The organism is Kribbella hippodromi (assembly GCF_039531045.1).
In the GTDB taxonomy this organism is placed as follows: Bacteria; Actinomycetota; Actinomycetes; order Propionibacteriales; family Kribbellaceae; genus Kribbella; species Kribbella hippodromi.
The window spans coordinates 12,442-34,166 of the sequence record NZ_BAAAPH010000037.1 but is presented as its reverse complement, the minus strand read 5'-3'; the positions used below and the strand labels follow the sequence as shown (position 1 = coordinate 34,166).

Here is a 21,725-nt window from a genome sequence, read left to right as displayed (position 1 = left end):
CAGCTAGTCGATCAGGTCCGCGGGAACGATCTGCACTTCGAACGGCAGTTCAGCAGTGAAGGCGTTCTTGCCTCGTACCTTCGCGCGCTGCACGTACCGTCCGGCCACGAGTTCGAGCACCGTCAATTCTTCGCGGTCCGGGTCGACGATCCAGTACGACTGGACCCCGGCCTCCTCGTACAGAGCTCGCTTGAAGAGAAGGTCCTTCGAGCGGGTGGCCGGTGACAGGACTTCCACTGCCAGCAGCGACCGGTGGATCGCCTTCGGGCCGACATCCGCCCGACGACAGACGAGTACGTCCGGTTGCAGCGATCGATGGGTTGTCGGCCGGAAGTCCGTCGGCGCCATGAACACCTTCAGGTCCTTCGGGCAGTGAAGCCTCAACCGGAAGCCGATCTCGAGAGCTGCCGTCTGGTGGATCGGCAGTGGTGCCGGTGTCACCAGCAGCGTCCCGTCGACGAGCTCGTACCGCATTCCGTCGTCGGGCAAATCGTCGAGATCAGCGAGTGTGAACGTCCCTGGCTCGATGGTTTCCACGGACCCCATGGTGCCTCCTTCTTGGTCACTGGACCAAGCATGGGGGTGATTGGACGGTGGTTGGGGGCGTTTTGGGGATCTGCCCCTGGTTGCCCCAGGTTGCCCCGAGGGATGGCCCGGGATGGACGGGTTTGGCTGGGGTTGGCCTTAAGGGGTGAGGGTGAGCGTGACGGGGAATGGGGTAGTGGTGTGGAAGCTCTCGGGGGCTTGGACTACTGCCTCGCAGGTGTAGCCGGTGGGGGTTAGGGATAGGGCGGTCAGTTCCTGGTGGGTGGGGTCGTAGTGCCAGTAGGACGGGACGTTGTGGTGTTCGTAGAGGGCGCGTTTGAGGACGATGTCGGTGGTGTGGGTGGTGGGGGAGAGGACCTCGATGACGAGTAGGGGTGGAGAGGAAACCGGGTGGTCGCGGGGGCAGATGAGGAGGTCGGGGCGGAGGGTGGTGTGGGGAGCGGGACGGAAGGGGATGGAGCCGACGGCGACCATCAAGTCCGGTGGGCAGGCGGATTTGAGTTGGATCATCAGGGCGACGACAGCAGCGTGGTGGATGGGTGGTTGGGGGCCGGTGATGTGGAGCCGGCCGTCGATCACCTCGTATCTTTGGCCGTCGCGGGTGGGTTCAAGCGTTCTCACCTCAAGAGGATGCCCGAAATCGCGAAAGCGCCGAGGAAGTTATCCACAGGCCAGCGGGTTCTCCAGCGTGCCGGCGAACTGCAGCGAGCCGGCGACGTCCGTGAGGTCGACCATCTGCTGGTTGTTGCGCAGCTGAAGCCGGTTCAAGCAGGACAATGCGAACTCCCCAGCAAAGATGTCGTACTTGGCGAACGCCTCCGCCAGCTCCAGAGTCGCACTCTGGTAGTCGCGGATCGACGTACTCACCACGTTCCAGAACTGCTCCGGCGTCAACAGCCCCTCCCGATCCAGCAACGGCGACAAGAACCGGAAGATGCAGTCGAACACATCGGTGAAGATTGAAAGCAGCTTCTCGTCGTCCGGCACCTCGGCGCGTACCCGCTCCGCTTCCGCCGGAAGTGCGGTCGCCGGGCTGAGTACCGCGATCTCCTCGGCGAGGTCCTTCATGATCACGCGGATCGGTATCGCATCGCGCAGTACGAGGATGAGGTTCTCGCCGTGCGGCATGTACACCAGCTCGTACGCGTAGAAGCAGTGCAGCAAGGGGATCAGGTACGCGTCCACGTACGCCCGCAGCCAATCCGCCGGCGCCAGCCCGGACGCCCGTACGAGGGCAGCCGCCAGCGATGCACCATGTCGATCGACGTGCAGCAGTGATGCCATCGTCGCCAGCCGCTCACCGGACTCCAGTTGCGGTACGGGACTCTCCCGCCACAGCGCCGACAACATCTTCCGGTACGGCGAGCTCTTCTCGGTAGCGTTCTCGTAGTACCGGTTGTGGTACCCAGCAGCCGCGATCTCCCGCAGTACGGAGAACCCGTACCGCTTGAGCACCACGTCGTTCTCGACCACGGAGTACACCCAGTCGTTAATTGCCGGGGTCGCCGCCATGTACGACGGGGACAGCCCGCGCATGAACCCCATGTTCAGCACCGACAGCGCCGTCTTCACGTAGCAGCGCGACGGCTCCGACCGGTTGAAGAACGTCCGGATCGACTGCTGTGGCTGGTAGTCGTCGTCGCTCGATCCGACCAGGATGATGTGCCGCTGCGCGATGTCCGCGGCGAACGTGATCGATGTCTTGTTCTCCCACTGCCACGGGTGCACCGGCAGATACACGTACTCGGCCGGATCGGCGCCGACGGCAACGATCTCCGCGGCGAACCGCTCCAGCGTCTCGGCACCGAGCTCTGACCGCAACAGCGTGTCGAAATCAAGACTGGTGCTGTGCGAGACAGTGGTCCGGTCCTTCCGCGTCGCGATCCAGGTCAGCCGAACCGCCGCGCCGGTCTCCGGTGCGTACGCCCGGTAGTCCGCAACCCCGAACCCGAGCCGCCCGTTGTTCGCGACGAAACACGGATGCCCTTCGGTCATCGCTGCCTCGACGGTCTGGAAGTCCGCCGAAACCAAATCGGCCGCGGTCAGATCAGGCTTCGACAGTTTGTACGCGGCCGACGCGAGCGTACTGCTGATCTCCTCGAGGTACACCGGCAGGATGCCGGCCCCGATCCCGAGCTGCTGATGAAACTCGGTGATGAACTCCAGCGCGTCCACCGGCTCACCATCGTCGCGCGCAACGGCGCCGATCTGCCAATGATTCAACGGATAACGCCGAGCGTCAAAGACATACCGACCGACCCGATAACCATTGCCGTAAGCAGCCGGTTCGAGAATGCGCTCGTGACTGAACTCGGCCAGTGCCTTCCGCACGAGAGCTTGATTGACAACAGTCCAGACCGACGGGCTCAGGTGCGAGATCATCAGCCCACCTCACCCATCCGCGTCGCGTCGGCGTACTGGTCGCGGGTGCAGAAACTCAGCCAGGCCTGCTTGTCCGGCAGCTCCACGATGCTGTGCTTCCGGAATCCCATCCGCTCGTTCAGCGCCTGGATCTTCAGGTTGCGGACGTCCGGCTCGACCACGATGCGATCGACCAGCGGATCGCCGAACAGGCTGTTCATGATCGTCTCGAAGACCGCTCCGGTGAAGCCGGCGATCGGCGTCACCGGCGGTCCGGCGAGTACATGCATGCCGATGTCGCCCGGCGCCACGTCGTACACCTGGCCGACCGCGTCGTACGCCGGGTCGTAGCGCTCCATCAGGAACGCCGGCCGCCCGTTGTGCTCGCCGAGGAAGGCGCGGTGGTGCGTACTGCGCTCGATCCGCAGGTACTCCGCGTGCACGTCGGCGACGGAGGCGGTCAGGAGACCCCAGTACCGCGCGTACGGCTGGGTGACCCAGCTGTGCAGCGTGCTCACGTCCGTCGTCAGATCGAACGGCCGCAGGCTGAGGGTGCCGATCCCGGCGGCGAACCGCCGGTACGTCGGCTCGGGCAGTGCTCTGGTCATGGCTGCTCTGCTTTCGAGGTGGGCGAACCTGTCAGGTAAGGCTAACCTAACTAATATCCGGCCAGGCACCCGGTCCACGACTGGAGACGGATGCCGGAGATAGTCCGCGCGGCGGATGTGACAGGTGCCCGGTTCTGCCTACGTTGGGTACATGCTGATCGCTGAGGACCTCCTGCTGCTCCTGTACGACGACGAGACCGGTAAGCCGGTGACAGGGTCGCCTGGCCTCGACTACGCCCTGGCCGGTGCGGTGCTGATCGAGCTGACGCTGCAGCGGAAGCTGGACATCACCGCGGCCGGAGGCGGTGAGAAGCCGGGGCGCCTGAAGGTGCTGGACGGCTCGCCCACCGGTGATCCGATCCTGGACGAGCGGCTCTCGCTGGTAGTCGACAAGCCCGGCAAGAAGCCGAAGGACCAGATCGGTCAGCTCTCCAAGCGCCTGCGTGACCAGGTGCTCGTGCGGCTCGCGGAGCGCGGCGTACTGGAGCAGGACCAGGGCAAGGTACTTGGACTGTTCCCGGTGACCCGCTGGCCGGCCAAGGACGCACGGCACGAGCTGGAGGTGCGGGCGCAACTGGAGAACGTACTGAAGGTCGGTACGACGCCGGACGAGCGTACTGGTGCCCTGATCGCACTGTTGAGCGCACTCAACGTCGTACCGAAGGTTATTACCGACGCGGTGGACAAGCGGGCGCTGAAGCAGCGTGCGAAGGAGATCGCCGAGTCGGACTGGGCCGCCGACGCGGTCAAGAAGGCGGTTACCGAGATGCAGGCCGCTGTCACCGCAGCCATCATGGTCTCGACGACCGCAGCCACAACGTCAGCCGTCAGCTAACCGGGCCTTGATCTCCGGCTTGACCACCTTGCCGACCTTGGACCGGGGCAGGTCGGGCCAGACGAGCACCTCCTTGGGCGCCTTCACACTGCCGATCCGTGCCTTGGTGAACGCGATCAGCTCGTCCGGCTCGACCACGCTGCCCGGTTGTAGCTGTACTACCGCGACAACGCGCTCGCCCCACTTCTCGTCCGGCTGACCGATCACCGCACAGTCCCGTACGGCTTCGTGTGCCATCAGTGCCTGCTCTACCTCGGTGGAGTACACGTTGAAGCCGCCGGTGATGATCATGTCCTTGGCCCGGTCAACGATGTACAGGTAGTTGTCGCTGTCCAGGTAGCCGATGTCGCCGGTGTGGTGCCAGCCGTACGCCGAAGCGGCCGCGGTGGCGTCGGGGTCGCGGTAGTACCCGCGCATTACCAGTGAACCGCGGACGACGATCTCGCCGCGTTCACCAGGTTGGAGCAGTACGCCGTCGGCGCCCATGATCGCCACGGTTACCAGCGGGGACGGGCGCCCGGCGGAGGACAGCCGACCGGATGCGACGTTGCCGCTCGCATCGAAGTGTGCGGCAGGTGGAAGGACGGAGATCATCATCGGCGCCTCGGTCTGCCCGAACAGCTGCGCCATCACCGGTCCGATCCGGTGCAGTGCCTCTTCCAGTCGTGCGACCGACATCGGCGCAGCGCCGTACCAGAAGCACTGCAGTGACGACAGGTCGGTGGAGTCCAGTTCGGGCGCTGCCAGCACCATGTAGATCAGTGTGGGCGGCAGGAACGTGTGGGTGACGCCGTGGCGCGGTATGAGCTCCAGGAACGTGTGTACATCCGGAGTGCGCATGATGACGATCTCTCCACCGGACGCGAGCACCGGGAAGCACAGCACTCCAGCTGCGTGCGTCAACGGCGCCAGTGCCAAGTAGACCGGCCGCGTACCGAACGGGTACCCCATCAGGGTCAGCGCGGTCATCGTCTCCAGGTTGCTGTTACCGAGCATCACTCCCTTCGGCCGGCCAGTAGTACCGCCGGTGCCGACGATCATGGCCAGGTCGTCCGGGTCGGTCAGCTCGGGTGCCGGCTGGGACGCGCCCCCGCAGAACGCGTCCCAGCCGACGGTGCTCCGGCCAGCAGGGTGGGGGGTGAGGCCGGAGCTGCTGGGCTCGCCGTCGAGGCACACGAACGTGTGCACCTTCGGCAGCGAGTCCCGAATGCGGTCCACCAGGGGCGCGAACGCCGCCTGATAGATCAGTACTTCGCAGTCGAACTGGTCGAGCAGTTCACGGTTCTCCGCGGCCTCGTTCCGCGGGTTGATCGGGCACCAGATCGCACCGGCCCGGCTGATGCCGAACACACAGCTGAACGCCACCGGGTCGTTCGCGGACAGGATCGCGACCTTCCCACCGGGGCGTACGCCGGTTGCCGCCAGCGCACCGGCGATCCGGTACGAGAGCTGCTGTACTTCGGCGTACGTCAGCGTCTCGCCGTCCGTCGTCAGACAGGCAGCGTCCGGGCCGAGTGACGCACCCTTGTCGAGGTAGTCGACCAGCCGCACGGCGACTCCTACCGCTGCACGGTCAGCTGCGGCTCGGACACCAGCCCGAAGCCGCGCAGGACGCCGAGCAGCTCACGATGCCCGAACGCCTGGCAGCCGCTGGCAAAGCCGACCCGCTTCGGCGGCGTCTGCAGCAGGGAGTACGCCGCGTACGCCTGCAGCAGGCCGGTCTGCTGGTAGTTGCTGTTGCCGTGAATGACACAGTGCGCGCGACCGAGCGGTCCGGACGCATGTACTGAGTCCAGCGACTTGTTGACGCGGGGGTTCTCCCGTGGCGGCATCTGGTTCATCACCTGACGCGCTGTCTCGGTCAGAGCCACGTTGCGCTCGTCGGCGGACATGTCCTTCGTGGCCTCCAGTGCACCCGCCACAATCTGCGGTACGCCGTGCATGAGGGCCGCATTGAACACGCCACCCTGCGCTTTGCAGTTGGCCACTCGCGGGTCGCGCTTGAACCAGACCGGGTGCGACGTGCCGCCCCAGGGCAAGGAGAGTGCCAGCTCATGCTGTCCAGGCACTACCAGCGGCACGAGGCCCTGCTCTGGGAACTCGACGTACTCGTTCTGATCGAGGAAGTGCGCTTTCGACGTCGCCGCGTTCACCAGGATCGTACGAGTAGAAGCGATGGTCGGACTGCCGCCCCAGAAGACGGCGATGTCCAGCGTGTCCAGGCCAGGCTCTTCCAGACACAGCTGCGCCGCGATCTCACCAGTCGTGTACATCTGCGCAATGCCCGGCGACAGCAGCAGCCCAGCTTCCGCGAACTGCTTGCCGTACTTCTCGTCGCACGTGATCAGCCAGTCCTGCTCACCCGTTGTGTCGGTGTAGTGCGCTCCCGCCGCAAGCGCCGCCTCCACCGCCGCCGGACCGAGCTCACTGAACGGCCCAACCGTGTTCAGTACGACAGACGCGCCCGTGAACAACTCAGTCAGCGCCGCGACGTCATGCTCAACCGCGGTGATCTCGTAGTCGGCCGTCTCGATCCCAGGAACACTCGACTCCATCGAAGCCTTGAGCTTCTCCTCACTACGCCCAGCGGCGACAAACGGCACGTGATAGTGCCGCAGATACTCACAGACCAAGCGCCCGGTGTAGCCAGAAGCGCCATAGACAACTACTGGTTTCGTGGTCATGTCACATCCCCATTCCGCCGTCGACGGGCAGGCCGATTCCGGTGATGAAGCGGGACTCGTCGGAGGCCAGGAAGACGACTGCGTCGGCCATGTCGGCGACTTCGCCGAGGCGGCCGGCGGGGGTGAGGCCGATGACAGCCGCGACGGCGGCGTCCGGTGACTCGAAGAGGCCGAGCTGGGCGACGTCGTTGGCCAGGCCGGCGCCCATCGCGGTCGGGACCAGGCCGGGATAGATGCAGTTGACGCGGACGCCGTAGCCGAGTTTGCCGGACTCCATCGCGGCGACGCGGGTGAGGCGGTCGACCGCGGACTTGGTCGCGGAGTAGACGGCGATGCCGGGGAACGCGATGGTGGCCGCGACCGAGGCGACGTTGATGATCGCGCCGCCCTGACCGGCCAGGCCGTCCGGGCGCATCGTCCGCAGCCCCCACTTGACGCCGAGCGTGGTGCCGAGCACGTTCACCTCGAGCATCTTCCGGATCTCGTCGGCGGTGACCTCGGTGAGCAGGCTGGTGATCTCCACGCCGGCGTTGTTCACCAGGATGTCCAGGCCGCCGAGGATGTCGTTGGCGGCGACCACCGCGTTCTCCCAGTCGCCGTCGTCGGTGATGTCGTGGGCGACGAAGCCGTTGCCGGCGCCGTAGGCCTGGTCGAGCGCGTCGGCGACCGCGGCCCCGGCGTCCTTCTGGATGTCGCTGATCACCACTTTGGCGCCGGCTGCCGCGAGGGCTTTCGCCATGCCCTCGCCGAGCCCCTGCGCGCCGCCGGTGACCAGGGCCTTGCGGCCGGAGAGATCGAGTGAACCCATCTGTAGCTCCTTTGCTGACCGGACCCGCTGGGTGTTTCACACTCTGGCCATTCCTTTGACACTCGTCAAGACTTTGTTTGACAGTTGTCAAGAAAACGCCGGACGGCCGGACCGGACCGGCCTGCGGCGGGGTACTCTGACGCAACCGGCGATCAGGAAGGTGGGTGCGTGACGGTGGCATCTGCGACCGCGGCCGAACCGGACCGGCCCGCCCGGGTGTCCGGGATCGACAAGATCGAGCGCCGCCGAGTGGCACTGGCGGAGTCGGCGCTGAAGACGCTCGGCGAGCTCGGCTACGCGCGCACCAGCCTGCGCGAGATCGCCAACAACTCCGAGTTCACGCACGGCGTCGTGCACTACTACTTCCGCGACAAGATCGACCTGATCAGCTACTGCGTGCGCTACTACAAGACCAAGTGCGCCCGCCGGTACGACGAGGTGGTCGAGACCGCTGCATCGGCGGACGAGCTGTCCACCGGCTTCCTGGCGAAGATGACCCAGACCCTGGTCGAGGAAACCCCGATGCACAAGCTCTGGTACGACCTGCGGGCGCAGAGCATGTTCGAGGACCAGCTCCGCCCGGACGTAGAAATGATCGACAAGCTGCTGGAGGACATGATCTGGCGGCTACTGACCAGGTACGCCGAGCTGACCGGAAGCACACCGGCCGTGGACGCACCTACGGCGTACGCGCTGGTCGACGGACTGTTCGAGCAGGCCGTAGTCGGCTACTCGGCGAATCCGGACACCGTCCCGGGGCAGCTGGCCGGCCGGATCACGCAGGTGCTGCCCAAGCTGGTCACGGCGTAGCGGCTCCTGAGCACCGGTCGCTGCAGGCCGGCGCTCAGGAGACTGGAGTCATTCCGCTCCGCAGTTGACCTTGCAGAGCTTGTCGGTGAGCGTCAGGATCGCTCCCGGCTGGTCGGAGTCCACCTCGGTGGAGAACTCGACCGTCCAGTTGCCCGCAGTGGTCGTACCGGATGCTTTGCCCTGTTGCTGCTTCAGCCAGTCGACGATCTGGCCGCGTGGGTTCACATGCGCCAGCTCAAGCGCCTCCGGGGCGAACTCGGTCAGCTTGCTCGTCGCCTCGGCGGCTACACCGGTCGCCTGCAGTGACAGCACCGGCGGTCGCGGCTGGCTGCCGATCAGTGCCTGCACCGAGGTAGTGCCTTGGCTGCACGTCTCGTACGCCTCGTCGGTGGTGCACTTGTAGTTCTTGCCGGTGAGTGCGGTGACTACCTGTGCGGTGGTCAGCTCCGGCAGCGTCTCCTCCGGACCGGACGAACTGCTGCTGGCCTGCGGTGCACCGGCGCTACCGGAGCTGCTGGAGGTACCAGTGGCTGCCGGCTTGTCGTCGGCGGACTTGCCGGAGCAGGCCGTCGCACCGGTGAGGACAGTGGCGCAGATCAGGGCGATCGCGCCGTACCGGCGGTTCAGACCGGCACCTCGATCGCTGCGTCCAGGGCGATGGTGATCATCTCGGAGAAGGTGGTCTGGCGCTCCTCGGCGCTGGTCTCCTCCTTGGTGATCAGGTGGTCCGACACCGTCATGATGCCGAGCGCCCGGCGGCCGAACTTCGCGGCCAGCGTGTAGATCGCCGCCGCCTCCATCTCGATCCCCAGCACGCCGTACTCGGCGGTCCGGGAGACCAGGTCGGCCCGGTCGTTGTAGAACAGGTCACCGGAGAACACCTGGCCGACGTGTACGTTCAGCCCGGCCGCCTCAGCGGCGTCCACGGCCGCGCGGAGCAGCTTGTAGTCGGCGGTCGGCGCGTAGTCGATGCCGTGGAAGCGCAGCTGGTTCATCTGCGAGTCGGTGCTCGCGGACATCGCCACGATCACGTCCCGGACCCGGACCGCCTCGGTCAGCGCACCACAGGTGCCGACCCGGATCAGGGTCTGGACGTCGTACTCTGCGAACAGCTCGTTCGCGTAGATGGACGCGGACGGCTGACCCATGCCGGAGCCCTGCACGGAGATCCGCTCACCCTTGTAGGTGCCGGTGAAACCGAACATGTTCCGGATCTCGGTGTAGCAGATCACGTCGGACAGGTACGTCTCCGCGATCCACTTGGCCCGCAGCGGGTCACCGGGGAACAGTACGCGCGGTGCGATCTGCCCCTTCTCGGCGGCGATGTGAATACTCATGCCGGGATGCTCTCACGGAGGCGGGATATGTTGAGGCACGTGGCCTACTCCATCGCACCTGGTTCGCTCGCGCTGTCCCGCCCCGTACTGGACCGTGCGGCCGACCGTAGACGTGACGACGACTGGCTGGACAAGGCCTGGGCCGCGTCCGACACCCAGGTGGTCCTGGTAGCCGGGGACCAGGTCCAGGTGGTCGACGACCGCACCGCCTTGCGCTTCCTGCCGCCTGCTGAGGCGCCGGAGGGGCCCCGGGTCTTCCTGGGCATCGACCGGGAGTCCGGTGCCGGCATGACTGCTGACGGGCGGGCCGTGTTCGCCGTCCTGCTCGAAGGCGAGGCAGACGAGTCGTACGGCGGGCTGCGCGAGCTGGGCGGTGTACTGAACGACAGAGAGGCCGGGATCGCGGCCCATGTCGTCGGACTGGCCAACTGGCACGCCGTACACACCCACTGCGCGAACTGCGGCGAGCACACCGAGGTGGTGGACGCCGGGCACGTACGGCGATGCCCCGCGTGCGGACTGTCCCACTTCCCGCGCAGCGACCCGGCGATCATCGTGCTGGTCACCGACGACCAGGACCGGGCGCTGCTGGGACGCAACGCGGCGTGGCCGGAGGGCCGGTACTCCACACTGGCCGGCTTCGTCGAGCCGGGCGAGTCGCTGGAGGCCGCCGTACGCCGGGAGGTGCTGGAGGAGACCGGGGTGATCGTCGGCGCGGACATCGCGTACGCGGGCAGCCAGCCGTGGCCGCTGCCCGCGAGCCTGATGCTCGGCTTCTACGCGAAGGCGACTGGTTTCGACATCGAGGTGGATGACGACGAGATCTCCGAGGCGAAGTGGTTCACCCGGGAGGACCTTCGTGCGCTGGCCGAAGCCGGCACGATGGCCCTCCCGGGTGCGATCTCCATCTCCCGCCGCCTGATCGAGGGCTGGTACGGAGACAGCCTCACCGGTAGCTGGTGATCACCTGCCCACGTTCGATCGGGCCGCGGCGACTCTGATCAGTACGCCCTCCCAGCGCTCAACCGAACCGGCGGACTCGAGCTCACGGAGCTTGCGGTCGACTGCGAGCAGATAGGCGCCGTGGCTCGACCAGTCCGCCTTCGCGTCCGGTAGTACGTCGGTCAGCGTGCAGCCGTAGCTCAGGAACCGGTTCGAGACATGGCTGTCGATGTTGCCCGTCCAGACCGTCGAGCGCACATCCGACCGCGGACACGGGTCGACCGGTGGTGTGTACGACGCCAAGTTGGTCGGGTTCACGTAGCCGTCCGGGCGGAGCAACATGTAGTACGTCCCGTCCGGTGTTTGCGTGAGTCGATTGAGACCGCGGCTCCTTAGTACGGTGGTGTGGCCGCTGAGGCTGTCCACAACGAACAGCCGCCCACCGGCCACTCCGTACAAGTAGCCGTCGCGCCAGGACAGTGCACCGTCTTGCGCGCCGGTGGCTCCGCTGAAGACGGGCAGCTGGCGCAGTACCGCACCAGTCGCCGGATCAGCCACGAAGACGATGCCGTCGGCCAGTCCCCAGATGTTGCCGTCCGGCCCGGTGGTCAGCTCGTTGATGCTGGCTGCACCGGGCACTGGTACGACATCGGTGAGCACCTGGCCGGTGGACGGGTTCACGTTGATCAGATGTGCCTCAGTGGCTTTCGGATCAGTGCCTTGACCGCCTTCGATGCTGGAGCCGGCCCAGACCGTGTTACCGGTCGGCAGCACGGAGGCGATGGTCTGGTCGGTCACCAGGTTGCGGTACACGGTGTGGGTGCCCGTTGGTACGTCGTACACGGTCAGGGCGCCGCCGTACTCGCCGTACGACGGAGTAGTGCCGACGTACACGCGATTACCTGCCGGGACTACTGCGACCGGCCTGTTCTGGTGGTCGCTGTCGACCAGGCTGAACAGTTCCTTCGGGTTGGTCGGGCTCTCCGGTGCTCGCGGATCCCAGAGGGACAGCCGGCCGTACGGATAGATGCCGACGTACATCTTGCCGGTACTGTCCCACGCCCAGCCCTCTACCTGTCCTTGCCGGGTGGTCGTGGTGCTCTTGCCGGTAGCAGGGTCGTAGACGGCCGTTGTGCCGTTCAGATAGACGTTGACGAACACCTTGCCGGTACTGGGATCAGCTAGGGCGTGCATCAGCGGCGACGGTACGTACTGGAACGGGGAGCTCCACTGCGCGAGGGTCCCGTCCTGGGGGTTGTACCGGAACGTTCCGCCGGAGTAGTTGCCCGCTAGGCCGTACAGGACGGGTACACCGTTCTCCGTCACCCACCCGTAGCCGATGGACGCGCCACGGGTCAGTGTGCGTGGCGGCGAGACGGGGCCGACTGTGTTGGTGGCCAGGTCGTAGTGCGTGAGGGCCAAGGTGTTGTTGGTGAAGTACACGCCACCCGGACCGGCTGCCGAGACACCGCGCGCAGCGATTGGGTAGTCCATCACCTGCTGGCCGGTCGTGGCATCGGTGTACTTGATCTGCTCGCCGGTGACTGCATCGACAACGACCAGCCGGCTACTGGCGTTCGCAAACACCTTGCCGCCCGCGTAGTCCAGGTCGATGAAGTCCTTGGCCGTAGTACCCGGGGGAGTGATGTCTTCAACGGCTTTGGTGTCCACATCGATCCGGAGCAGCCGGGCGTTCGGAGTGGAGACTCCGACGAACAACTTGCGGTGATCCGGGTCGTAGACGGTGGAGCGTGCGTACTGCTGCACCGGGTCCAGTGAGCCGTAATCGGTGACCTGTCCGTTCGACGGGTCGTACTTGAACGCATGCGCATTCGGATAGGTACCGGCGTACACGTTGCCGTCCGGGTCGGCGGTCAGACCGTAGATGACGGACTGACCGGGGATCGGCTGACCCAGGTCGGTCAGTGTGGCGGTGCCTGGGCTGTAGCGGTACAGGTGCGCGTTGGAGTACGTACCGAGGTACACGTCGCCGTTCGGCACGACGACGATCGCCCATGCGCCGGCGGCACCTGGCAGTGCGACGCTGTTGAGCAGTTGCCGGCTGTGCAGGTCGACAACGTTCAAACGGGCGTTCTCGCCGGCCGGTACGGCGTACACGACGTCGCGGCCGTCCGGCGTACGCCCGACCGCGCCCTCCATGATGGTCAGCGAACTGACCGGGGAGCCGAGGTCCTTGATGACCTCGTCGGTGGGACCGAACGGCCGGACCGGTGGACCGAGCGGCCAGTTCTCGGACGGGAACGGATCCGGCCGCTCGTGGCCGGGCGGACTCGGCGGATTTGCGCCGGCGGGTGACCCGGCGGTCGCGAGCAGGCCGGCCGCGACGGCGAACGTGATCAGGAAACGGCGGAAAGAACGGCGCGAGAACATGGCGGACTCCCTGCGACGTAAGTTTCATCGCAAGGTATAACGGTCATGACCGTAAAGTCCATAACTCAGCCGGTATGGCCTGAGCCGGAGAGTTACGCCGCGAGCTTCTCCGCGACCTGTGCCAGCGACGGGTTGGTCATCGCGGTGCCGTCCGGGAAGACCACCGTCGGTACGGTCTGGTTGCCGTTGTTGATCTTCTCGACCAGCTTCGCGGCGTCCGGGACCTGCTCGATGTCGACCTCGGTGAACTCGATGCCGGCTCGCTTGAGCTGGCCCTTGAGGCGGTGGCAGTAGCCGCACCACGGGGTCGAGTACATGGTGAAAGCTGACATCGGCGGACTCCTGGGGGAGTGGAGGGGACAATCTGTCGGGCGTCCCGTCTAGGGTTGCCCTCGACGTATCCGAACCATGATGCAGGTGGTGCTGTTCCCGCATGTCCCAGCCCGTGAGCGACTTCACACGCCCCTCCTCCGCGGAGGAGCTCCTGGACGCCCTCGACCCGGAGCAGCGGGAGGTCGCGACCACCCTGCAGGGCGCGGTCGCGGTGCTGGCCGGGGCGGGCACCGGGAAGACCCGGGCGATCACCCACCGGATCGCGTACGGCGTGCGGATCGGGACCTTCGACCCGGTCCGGGTGCTCGCGGTGACGTTCACCCAGCGGGCGGCCGGCGAGATGCGCGGGCGGCTGGCCCAGCTCGGCGTGCAGGGTGTGCAGGCGCGGACGTTCCACTCCGCCGCCCTCCGGCAGGCCCGCTTCTTCTGGCCGAAGGTGTACGGCGGGGAGCTGCCGCCGATCGTCGACCGGAAGTTCCCGCTGCTCACCGAGGCGGCCTCGCGCTGCCGGGTCCGGGTGGACACCCCCGCGCTGCGCGACCTCGCCGGTGAGGTCGAGTGGGCCAAGGTGAGCAACGTCCGGCCGGACGACTACGCCCGGCTGGCGCCGAAGGCGGGGCGTACGCTCGCGGCCTTCGACCCGGCCACGATCGCCCGGATCTTCGCCGCCTACGAGGACGTGAAGCTCGAGCGCGGGCGGATCGACCTGGAGGACGTGCTGCTCTGCGCGGTCGCGCTGCTGGCCGAGGACGAGCGGGTCGCCGCGGAGATCCGCCGGCAGTACCGGACCTTCGTCGTGGACGAGTACCAGGACGTCTCGCCGCTGCAGCAGAGCCTGCTCGACCTGTGGCTGGGCGGCCGCGAGGACGTCTGCGTGGTCGGCGACCCGGCGCAGACCATCTACTCCTGGGCCGGCGCCGAGCCGGAGAACCTGGTCCGCTTCGCCGCCCGGCACCCGTCCGCGAGCGTGATCAAGCTGGTCCGCGACTACCGGTCGACACCCCAGATCGTCGACGTCGCGAACAAGATCCTCGATGCCGCCGGCCCGAAAGGCCTGCCCGGGCGCGTGACCTTGCGCTCGCAGAAGGAGGCCGGCCCGGCGCCGGTCTATCGCGAGTACTCCGATGAGGTTGCGGAAGCCGATGCGGTGGCGCGGGCGGTGGTGAGGCTGCGGGACGAGGGCGTGGCCCTGCGCGACATCGCCGTACTGTTCCGGACCAACGCCCAGTCGGAGAACTTCGAGCAGGCGCTGGCCGAGCGGAAGATCCCGACCGTGCTGAAGGGCGCGGAGCGCTTTTTCGAGCGGGCCGAGATCCGGCAGGCGGCGTTGCTGCTCCGCGGACAGGCGAAGGCCGGTGATCTGTCGGACGACCTGGTCACCACTGTCACCGGTGTGCTCGGTGGCGCCGGGTGGACGCCCGAGCCGCCGACCGGTACCGGCGCCGTGCGAGACCGTTGGGAGTCGTTGAGCGCGCTCGTGACCATGACCGGTGACTTCGCCGCGGAGCATCCGTCGGCCGGCCTGGCCGAGCTGATGACCGAGCTGGACCGGCGCGCGTCGATCCAGCACGCGCCGCTGGCCGAGGGCGTCACGATGGCGACGCTGCACGCCGCCAAAGGGCTGGAATGGGAGTGCGTGTTCATCGTCGGCGCGCATGAGGGCACGCTGCCGATCAGCTACGCCCAGACTCCGGCGCAGGTGGAGGAGGAGCGGCGGCTGTTCTATGTGGGCGTGACGCGGGCGAAGCAGCAGCTGTTCGTCAGCTGGTCCACCTCGCGCTCACCGGGAGGGCGTGGGCAGCGCGGACCGACGCGATTCCTGGATCCGATCGGCGTCCGTACCGCACGCTCCGAGTGGAAGCCGGCCGCTCCGGTGAACTGGGAGCGCCCGGCGAGCTCGAGCCGGTCCGGCCGGCCGATCCCCAAGTGCCGGGTCTGCGGCCGCGGGCTGCTGGACCCGGGCGCCCGCAAGCTCGGCCGGTGCGAGAGCTGCCCGTCCACGATCGACCAGAAGCTGTACGACGCGCTGATCGAGTGGCGCACCGAGCAGGCGGAGTCCGAGCGGATGCCGGCGTTCGTGATCCTGACCGACGCGACGCTGACCGCGATCGCCGAGACCCGGCCGAGCGATCCGCAGGCGCTGCGGCAGATCCCGGGGATCGGGACGGCGAAGCTGGCCAAGTACGGCGAGCACATCCTCAACCTCTGCACCCGCTGACTTCCGCACTCGCTGACCTTCCGCACCGGCTGACCTTCCGCGCCCGTGGGCCGCGGCTGTCCGGCGCGTGCCTGACCGGGCAGCGGCGGAATTGCCTTGCCAGGCACGGACTCCGCAGCGCACCCTGGAGGACAGGCCGTGTTCTGCTCCCGGCAGACGTGGCAGTTAGATGACACAGGCAACGATCCCGGAGCGTGCGGACGGCGTCCCGGAGCGTGCCGGAGGCGTCCACGATGTGATGCGAACGGGTCGCAGCAGTGAGATCCGGCCGCGGTGGCGGCAACTTCCGGCCAACTTCGCGAACCGGCGTTAAATAGTTTGCGGGCTCCGGCGCGGACAGCGTACTGTTCTTTCTGCGGTCGAATCCTGGCCGAAAACTTCAAACCACCATAGCGATCGAGCTTACCGCCCGCTTCGCCACAACGAGAGGAGGTGCCTTGGAAATGATCACCAACACGGTTAAGAAGCCGTTCAGCGACGCTGCCGCGCTGCCGTGCGCCCAGATTCAGGGTGCCTCGCCGCGCCTGCACGTCGCGACCGTTGTGCTCATGGCTTCCGGCAACGCTCAGATCAAGGGCGGAGCTGTCGGCGATGTGAAGTACGGCGGTTCGGGTTCTCGAGCATGGAGTCCACCGGTCTGACAAGCGTCAGAGCCGGCACCTCCAAGGCCGCGGAACCCGAATAGGGTCCGCGGCCTTTTTGTTTGATCACTGCAGTTTTGTCAGCACAGTTTTGGTGGCTACCACCCGGTAGCCATCACGGACGACAAGAGATCAGCACACAACAGTCACTGGGAGGTGACCGGAATGAGCGTGAGCTTCCTCGATGTCTTCACCGAGGTGGCCTCGTCGCAGGACCTGCCCTGTCGGTCCTACGCGCCAGAACTCTTCTTCGCCGAATCGCCGGCGGACGTCGAGTACGCGAAGTCGCTTTGCACGACCTGCCCGCTGAAGGCGGAATGCCTGGCCGGAGCGCTCGAGCGTTCCGAGCCGTGGGGAGTGTGGGGTGGCGAGCTGTTCGTCCAGGGTGTGGTGGTTCCGCGCAAGCGGCCCCGTGGGCGTCCCCGCAAGAGCGACACCGTTACCGCAGCCTGACGACAAACCCCTACGAAAACGAGTCCCAACGATGACCAGCCAGACTTTCACCAGGAGCACCGAAATGCATTTACTTCATGAAGATCTCGCCCGTGCTCATTGTCGTACTTCACTGAAGGACGCAGAGCAGAACCGGCGCTTCCGCCTCGCTCACCAGATCGAGAAGGCAGAGAAGCAGGCCGAGCGGGCCAACCGGCGGGCCGCGAGGGCCAGCGCGCGTGCGCGCCTCGCACTCGCCCGCCTGGTCTGATCCACCCAGTAACACCAGTCTGACCAGCTGAAACACAGTCTGAGGGGCGGCTCCCACCAGGGGAGCCGCCCCTCAGGCGCGTTCCTGGAGCAGTAGCTGCTGCAGACCGATCAACGTGATCCCACTGACGATCTCGTGCCGGGCAATCATTCCTGGAAGGTCGGTCAGCGGAATCCACTCGATCCGATCCGACTCGTTCAATTCGGTCGGCTCACCGATTCGTACGGCGCCCTCCGCCCGGTACACAAAATGCCGCGAATCCATGATCCCGGCCGCCGGCTCCGACCGAATCAGCTCAGTCAACCCCTCCGCCCGCCACCCGGTCTCCTCCTCGAGCTCCCGCCCCGCCGCAACCTCCGGACTCTCGCCGGCTTCGATGATCCCCATCGGGAGCTCCCACGCCCAGGTGTCGGTCAGGAACCGGTGCCGCCACATCAGCAGTACGTGCTGGTCGCGGGTGACGACCGCGGCAGCAATGTTCCGCATCCGGACTGCGTGGTAGTCGAACCGTTTGCCGTCCGGCTGTTCGACGTCCAGGCGGCGTACGCTCAGCCATTGGTTGGTCCAGGCCTCGGCCTCATTGTGAACAATCCATCGCACCGGGGCAGACTAGTGCCATGGCATTGGCTACTTGTGCACTGTGCGGCCAGCAGGCGGAGTCCGAGGACGCGCCGCTGACCTGGATGACGTCGTTCGAGGACGGGCGCAAGCTCGTGTACTGCGACCGCTGCGCCCGCGAGAACGTCCGCAGCATCGAGGGCAAGCTCGACCCGGTCTACTGGTAGATCACGAGTCGTACTGGTCGGGAGCCCGCATCCCCGGCCCACCGACCTGTCGGCCGAGCACCTCGGCCCGGCCCTTCGGCTCCTCCCACTCCTCCTGACGGCCAAGTACGGTCAGATCGAGGTACCGGTAGCAGTTGTGGAAGTCCTCCAGACCGCGCCCGAAGGTCGAGTAGGTGTGGAAAACCTCCTCCCCGACCCGTACGAACGTACTGATCCCGGGCATCTCCTCGCCGTTCATGTCAGCCGTCCACGGGCCGTCCGTCCAGGGCGTACCCGTCTGGTTCAGCTCCTCCTGCGTACGGAAATGCAGCAGCACCGGCGCGACCCGGTCATCGAGCGTGGCGTGGAAGTCGTAGTTGAAGTCACCCGGGTACGACGAGTACCACGGGAACTTCCACCCCATCCGCTCCCGGTACGCGGCCAGCTTCGGGTACGGCGCCCGCGAAACAGCTGCCAGTGACGTGTTGCGGGCGTGCAACTGCCGCAAGTTGCCGATCTCATCGCCGGCGGACGAGCAGCTGGAACAGGCCTCGTCCCAGTCCGGCCCGAACATGAAGTGGTGGATCACCAGCTGATCCCGCCCCTCGAACAGGTCGAGCAGCCCCACCGGCCCATCCGGCCCCTCGAAGCTGTACGGCTTGGTGATCCGCACCATCGGCAGCCGCCGCCGCTCCGCGTTCACCCGGTCCCGTGCGCGGGTCAGCTCCTTCTCCAGCCGCAGCAGCTCGCGGCGCGCCTCCAGCCACTCCTCGGGGGAAGCGGCTTCGGGAAGATTTCCGGTCGTCATCGTGACTCCACTCGTTCTGGCGAAACAGCCCTTCGCTATCTATGTCGATCCTGAGCGCGTCCGCTCGACGCAGGTGTACAGCGCAACTTCGTGCTGACCCTCCCGGAAGGACCTGATGATGACCATCACCCGTGCGACCGACGGGGTGACGAGCGGTAGGCGGCAGTGGATCGCGCTGGGCGTACTGTGCCTGGCCGCGCTTCTGGTGTCGCTCGACCTGTTCGTGATGCTGCTGGCGGTGCCGGCCATCACCGAGGCGCTCGGCGCCACCAGCAACCAGCAGCTGTGGATCCTGGACGTGTACGGCTTCATGGTGGCCAGCCTGATGATCACCATGGGTACCCTCGGTGACCGGCTCGGCCGCCGCCGGTTGCTGCTGATCGCCGCGGCCGTGTTCGGCGTCGCCTCGATCGTCGCCGCGTACTCCGTGAACCCCGGCATGCTGATCGGTGCCCGCGCCGCGCTGGGCCTCGCCGGTGCGGCGATAGCGCCCTGCACCTTGTCGCTGATCTCCACGTTGTTCCCGGATGCACGGCAGCGCGCCACCGCCCTGGGCGTTTGGGGCGGCTGCTTCACGGTCGGTGCGATCATCGGCCCGATCGTCGGCGGCGTACTGCTCGATCACTTCTGGTGGGGATCGGCGTTCCTGATCGGCGTACCGGCCATGGTTGTGCTGCTCGCGCTGGGCCCGGTGCTGCTGCCGGAGTACCGCAATGAGCGTGCGGGGCGGATCGACGTACCCAGTGTGCTGCTGTCGCTGGCGGCGATCTTGCCGGCGATTCACGGTCTGAAGCAGTTCGCCACGCACGGTGCCGGTGCCGAGTCCATTGGTGCATTGCTGGTTGGTGCGGCGTTCGGCTGGTTCTTCGTACGCCGGCAGCATCGGCTGAGCGATCCGCTGGTGGACGTACGCCTGTTCACCCGGCCGGTCTTCAGCGTCACGTTGGGCAGCATGACGGCGTACTCGATGCTGTCCGGCGGAGTGATGGTGTTCGTCGCCCAGTACTTCCAGCTGGTGAAGGGGATGACTCCACTGCAGGCGGGGCTGGCGCTGGTACCGGGCATGATCACGTCGACGATCAGCTTCCAGGTGGCGCCCCGGCTGGCGCAGCGCATCCGCCCGGGCGTACTGATCCCGGCTGGTATCGCGTTCACCGTCGCAGGGATGGCAGTGGTCAGTCTGACCACATCGACCACCGTGCTGGTGATCGCCTTCGCGGTGCAGTGCATCGGCCCCGGCGCACTGGTCACGCTGGGTACGAACCTGGTGATCGGATCGGTCCCGCCGGAGAAGGCTGGTTCGGCAGGTGCGCTGACTCAGACCGGCAACGAGTTCGGTTACTCGCTGGGCATCGCGGTACTCGGCAGTGTGGTCGCCGCGGTCTACCGCAGCCGGATGGATGGGCAGGGCGGCAAGTCACTGGGCGAAGCAGTCGGCCAGCGCGTACCTGCTGACGTACTCGACCAGGCGCGCGACGCCTTCACCTCCGGCCTGCACCTGGCTGCGGGCATCACCACGGTGACACTGATCGCGATGTCGATCCTGCTGGCCGTCACGCTGCGGTCGCTGCCGGTCCTCAGTCGTCGGTGAAGCCCGGCAGCAGCTCCTCCAGCACGGGGCGGAACGGCGCCTCCGCCTCGAGCTGGGAGAGCACCGCGATGCCGCCGATCCACACGCGGTGGATCAGCATGTAGGACGGCGGCAGGTTGAGCCGGAGCGCCAGTGAGGCGTTCGGCGAGCGGAAGTCACCGGTCCGGTTCGCCTGGGCCCGCATCCAGGCCCGGCTGAACTGGAACGTCGGCTCCCGGGCCGGCTCCGCGAACGGGGCCAGGTAGTCCATCAACTGGTCCGGGTCGATGTCCATCCGCGGCTTGATGAAGCCCTCGGCCCGCAACCCGTCCCGCACCGCTTCGCCGTCGCCGTTGAGCGAGATCCGCAGCAGCCGCCCGATCGCCGGCGGCAGCCCATCCGGGAGCCGGGCGCAGAGGCCGAAATCGACCACGCCGAGGCGGCCGTCGGCCATCACCCGGAAGTTCCCCGGATGCGGATCGGAATGCAGCAGCCCGGCGTACTTCGGCCCGCTGAACATGAACCGGACGTACTTCAGCCCAATCGCGTCCCGCTCTTCCTTGCTGCCGTCGGTGATGTACGAGGACAACGGCCGGCCCTCGATCCACTCCGAAACGATCACCGTGGGGGAGTGCTTCACCACCCGCGGTACGACGAACTCGGGATGATCTTTGAAGGCATCCGCGTACTGCTGCTGGGCCTGCGCTTCCCGGTCGTAGTCGAGCTCCTCGCCGATCCGCTCCTGCAGCTCGGCGACCAGCGGCTTCACCTCGAGACCAGGGACCAGCGTGCCCAGGGTCCGGGCGAACCGGCCGAGCTGGCGCAGATCGCTGCGCAGGGCCTCCGCGGCGCCCGGGTACTGCAGTTTGACCGCGACTTCACGGCCGTCCTTGAGCCGGCCGCGATGCACCTGGCCGATCGACGCGGCCGCCGCGGGTAAGTCGTCGAACTCGTCGAAGCGGTCCCGCCAGCGCTTGCCCAGCTCCCGGGACAAAATCGAGTGCACGGTCGAGGCCGGCATCGGCGGGGCGGAGTCCTGCAGCTTGGTCAGGGTGGCCCGGTAGGGCGCCGCGAGCTCCTCCGGCATCGCGGACTCCATCAGGCTGAGCATCTGCCCGAACTTCATCGCGCCGCCCTTGAGCTCGCCGAGGACGGCGAACAACTGCTCGGCGGTGCGGCGCTGGAACTCGGCCAGCACGGCCTCGGCGGGCGCGCCACCGATCCGCTTGCCCAGGCCGACCGTCGCCCGTCCGGCGGCGCCGAGCGGCAGGCTGGCGAGTTTCGCGGTCCGGCTCAGCGCTTTGCGGGGGAGGTCCGACACGTCTCCCATTCTGTCCGGTCACCCAAGGCCGGCCGCTCCGGGGTG

General features: G+C 66.9%; 23 protein-coding genes. 9 read left to right on the top strand and 14 right to left on the bottom strand.

What is annotated here, in order from left to right; all coding sequences use genetic code 11:
- Positions 1-3: 3 nt before the first annotated feature.
- The 4 genes from ABD260_RS35995 to ABD260_RS35980 form a co-directional block, all read right to left on the bottom strand.
- Positions 4-546 (bottom strand): Uma2 family endonuclease, encoded by a 543-nt coding sequence (locus tag ABD260_RS35995; RefSeq protein ID WP_344241211.1) that lies wholly within the window; start codon positions 544-546, stop codon positions 4-6.
- Between the two features lie 138 nt (positions 547-684).
- Positions 685-1,167 (bottom strand): Uma2 family endonuclease, encoded by a 483-nt coding sequence (locus tag ABD260_RS35990; RefSeq protein ID WP_344241209.1) that lies wholly within the window; start codon positions 1,165-1,167, stop codon positions 685-687.
- A 39-nt stretch (positions 1,168-1,206) separates the two neighbouring features.
- Positions 1,207-2,928, bottom strand: a complete 1,722-nt coding sequence (locus ABD260_RS35985) for an IucA/IucC family protein (RefSeq protein WP_344241207.1) — start codon at positions 2,926-2,928, stop codon at positions 1,207-1,209.
- Positions 2,928-3,515 carry a GNAT family N-acetyltransferase gene (locus ABD260_RS35980; protein WP_344241205.1) on the bottom strand — a complete coding sequence of 196 codons (588 nt, stop codon included), beginning with the start codon at positions 3,513-3,515 and terminating at the stop codon, positions 2,928-2,930. Before ABD260_RS35980 ends, ABD260_RS35985 begins: the two co-directional genes overlap by 1 nt.
- 151 nt (positions 3,516-3,666) lie before the next feature.
- On the opposite strand from ABD260_RS35980, the gene ABD260_RS35975 reads away from it, so the two are divergent.
- Complete coding sequence (locus ABD260_RS35975; protein ID WP_344241203.1) at positions 3,667-4,350, top strand: GOLPH3/VPS74 family protein; 684 nt, start codon at positions 3,667-3,669, stop codon at positions 4,348-4,350.
- Here the strand turns inward: ABD260_RS35975 and ABD260_RS35970 are convergent.
- The 3 genes from ABD260_RS35970 to ABD260_RS35960 are packed head-to-tail and all read right to left on the bottom strand — an operon-like array spanning position 4,336 to position 7,842.
- Positions 4,336-5,901: an acyl-CoA synthetase gene (locus ABD260_RS35970; RefSeq protein WP_344241201.1), complete on the bottom strand. Its 1,566-nt coding sequence runs from the start codon at positions 5,899-5,901 to the stop codon at positions 4,336-4,338. The genes ABD260_RS35975 and ABD260_RS35970 overlap by 15 nt on opposite strands.
- A gap of 8 nt (positions 5,902-5,909) precedes the next feature.
- Positions 5,910-7,034 carry a DUF5938 domain-containing protein gene (locus tag ABD260_RS35965; protein ID WP_344241199.1) on the bottom strand — a complete coding sequence of 375 codons (1,125 nt, stop codon included), beginning with the start codon at positions 7,032-7,034 and terminating at the stop codon, positions 5,910-5,912.
- A 1-nt stretch (position 7,035) separates the two neighbouring features.
- Positions 7,036-7,842: an SDR family NAD(P)-dependent oxidoreductase gene (locus ABD260_RS35960; protein ID WP_344241197.1), complete on the bottom strand. Its 807-nt coding sequence runs from the start codon at positions 7,840-7,842 to the stop codon at positions 7,036-7,038.
- 168 nt (positions 7,843-8,010) lie between these two features.
- On the opposite strand from ABD260_RS35960, the gene ABD260_RS35955 reads away from it, so the two are divergent.
- Positions 8,011-8,652, top strand: coding sequence for a TetR/AcrR family transcriptional regulator (locus ABD260_RS35955; protein ID WP_344241195.1), 642 nt, complete (start codon positions 8,011-8,013; stop codon positions 8,650-8,652).
- Between the two features lie 48 nt (positions 8,653-8,700).
- Here the strand turns inward: ABD260_RS35955 and ABD260_RS35950 are convergent, their stop codons facing one another.
- Together ABD260_RS35950 and deoD are read right to left on the bottom strand one after the other, a co-directional pair.
- Entirely contained in the window at positions 8,701-9,000 is a 300-nt protein-coding gene (locus ABD260_RS35950) for a hypothetical protein (protein ID WP_344241193.1), read from the bottom strand.
- A 275-nt stretch (positions 9,001-9,275) separates the two neighbouring features.
- Positions 9,276-9,989 (bottom strand): purine-nucleoside phosphorylase, encoded by a 714-nt coding sequence (deoD, locus tag ABD260_RS35945; RefSeq protein WP_184841847.1) that lies wholly within the window; start codon positions 9,987-9,989, stop codon positions 9,276-9,278.
- Between the two features lie 39 nt (positions 9,990-10,028).
- On the opposite strand from deoD, the gene nudC reads away from it, so the two are divergent.
- On the top strand, positions 10,029-10,952 hold the full coding sequence (nudC, locus tag ABD260_RS35940; RefSeq protein WP_344241189.1) for an NAD(+) diphosphatase: 924 nt from the start codon (positions 10,029-10,031) through the stop codon (positions 10,950-10,952).
- On the opposite strand, the gene ABD260_RS35935 is transcribed toward nudC, so the two are convergent.
- Together ABD260_RS35935 and ABD260_RS35930 are read right to left on the bottom strand one after the other, a co-directional pair.
- Positions 10,953-13,322, bottom strand: coding sequence for a hypothetical protein (locus tag ABD260_RS35935; RefSeq protein ID WP_344241187.1), 2,370 nt, complete (start codon positions 13,320-13,322; stop codon positions 10,953-10,955). It abuts the gene before it with no gap.
- A gap of 92 nt (positions 13,323-13,414) precedes the next feature.
- Positions 13,415-13,654, bottom strand: a complete 240-nt coding sequence (locus tag ABD260_RS35930) for a mycoredoxin (RefSeq protein ID WP_344241185.1) — start codon at positions 13,652-13,654, stop codon at positions 13,415-13,417.
- A 101-nt stretch (positions 13,655-13,755) separates the two neighbouring features.
- Here ABD260_RS35930 and ABD260_RS35925 point away from each other — a divergent pair, with 101 nt between their 5' ends.
- The 4 genes from ABD260_RS35925 to ABD260_RS35910 all read left to right on the top strand — a co-directional run bounded on the left by ABD260_RS35925 (position 13,756) and on the right by ABD260_RS35910 (position 17,217).
- Positions 13,756-15,873 carry an ATP-dependent DNA helicase UvrD2 gene (locus ABD260_RS35925; RefSeq protein ID WP_344241183.1) on the top strand — a complete coding sequence of 706 codons (2,118 nt, stop codon included), beginning with the start codon at positions 13,756-13,758 and terminating at the stop codon, positions 15,871-15,873.
- Positions 15,874-16,316: 443 nt separating this feature from the next.
- A complete protein-coding gene (locus ABD260_RS35920) occupies positions 16,317-16,514 on the top strand; it encodes a hypothetical protein (protein ID WP_344241181.1) in 198 nt (65 codons plus the stop codon).
- Between the two features lie 165 nt (positions 16,515-16,679).
- On the top strand, positions 16,680-16,967 hold the full coding sequence (locus ABD260_RS35915; protein WP_132151798.1) for a WhiB family transcriptional regulator: 288 nt from the start codon (positions 16,680-16,682) through the stop codon (positions 16,965-16,967).
- A 31-nt stretch (positions 16,968-16,998) separates the two neighbouring features.
- Positions 16,999-17,217 carry a hypothetical protein gene (locus ABD260_RS35910; RefSeq protein ID WP_344241176.1) on the top strand — a complete coding sequence of 73 codons (219 nt, stop codon included), beginning with the start codon at positions 16,999-17,001 and terminating at the stop codon, positions 17,215-17,217.
- Positions 17,218-17,289: 72 nt separating this feature from the next.
- On the opposite strand, the gene ABD260_RS35905 is transcribed toward ABD260_RS35910, so the two are convergent.
- Positions 17,290-17,817, bottom strand: coding sequence for an NUDIX hydrolase (locus ABD260_RS35905; RefSeq protein WP_344241174.1), 528 nt, complete (start codon positions 17,815-17,817; stop codon positions 17,290-17,292).
- 17 nt (positions 17,818-17,834) lie between these two features.
- Here ABD260_RS35905 and ABD260_RS35900 point away from each other — a divergent pair, with 17 nt between their 5' ends.
- On the top strand, positions 17,835-18,002 hold the full coding sequence (locus ABD260_RS35900; protein WP_344241172.1) for a hypothetical protein: 168 nt from the start codon (positions 17,835-17,837) through the stop codon (positions 18,000-18,002).
- A gap of 1 nt (position 18,003) precedes the next feature.
- Here ABD260_RS35900 and ABD260_RS35895 read toward each other — a convergent pair whose 3' ends face one another.
- The gene (locus ABD260_RS35895) at positions 18,004-18,789 is read right to left on the bottom strand and encodes a DUF899 domain-containing protein (protein WP_344241170.1); all 786 of its coding nucleotides are present in this window, start codon (positions 18,787-18,789) and stop codon (positions 18,004-18,006) included.
- 118 nt (positions 18,790-18,907) lie between these two features.
- Between ABD260_RS35895 and ABD260_RS35890 the strand changes: the two genes are divergently transcribed.
- A complete protein-coding gene (locus ABD260_RS35890) occupies positions 18,908-20,380 on the top strand; it encodes an MFS transporter (protein ID WP_344241168.1) in 1,473 nt (490 codons plus the stop codon).
- On the opposite strand, the gene ABD260_RS35885 is transcribed toward ABD260_RS35890, so the two are convergent.
- The gene (locus ABD260_RS35885; protein WP_344241166.1) at positions 20,367-21,689 is read right to left on the bottom strand and encodes an ABC1 kinase family protein; all 1,323 of its coding nucleotides are present in this window, start codon (positions 21,687-21,689) and stop codon (positions 20,367-20,369) included. The genes ABD260_RS35890 and ABD260_RS35885 overlap by 14 nt on opposite strands.
- Between the last annotated feature and the right edge of the window lie 36 nt (positions 21,690-21,725).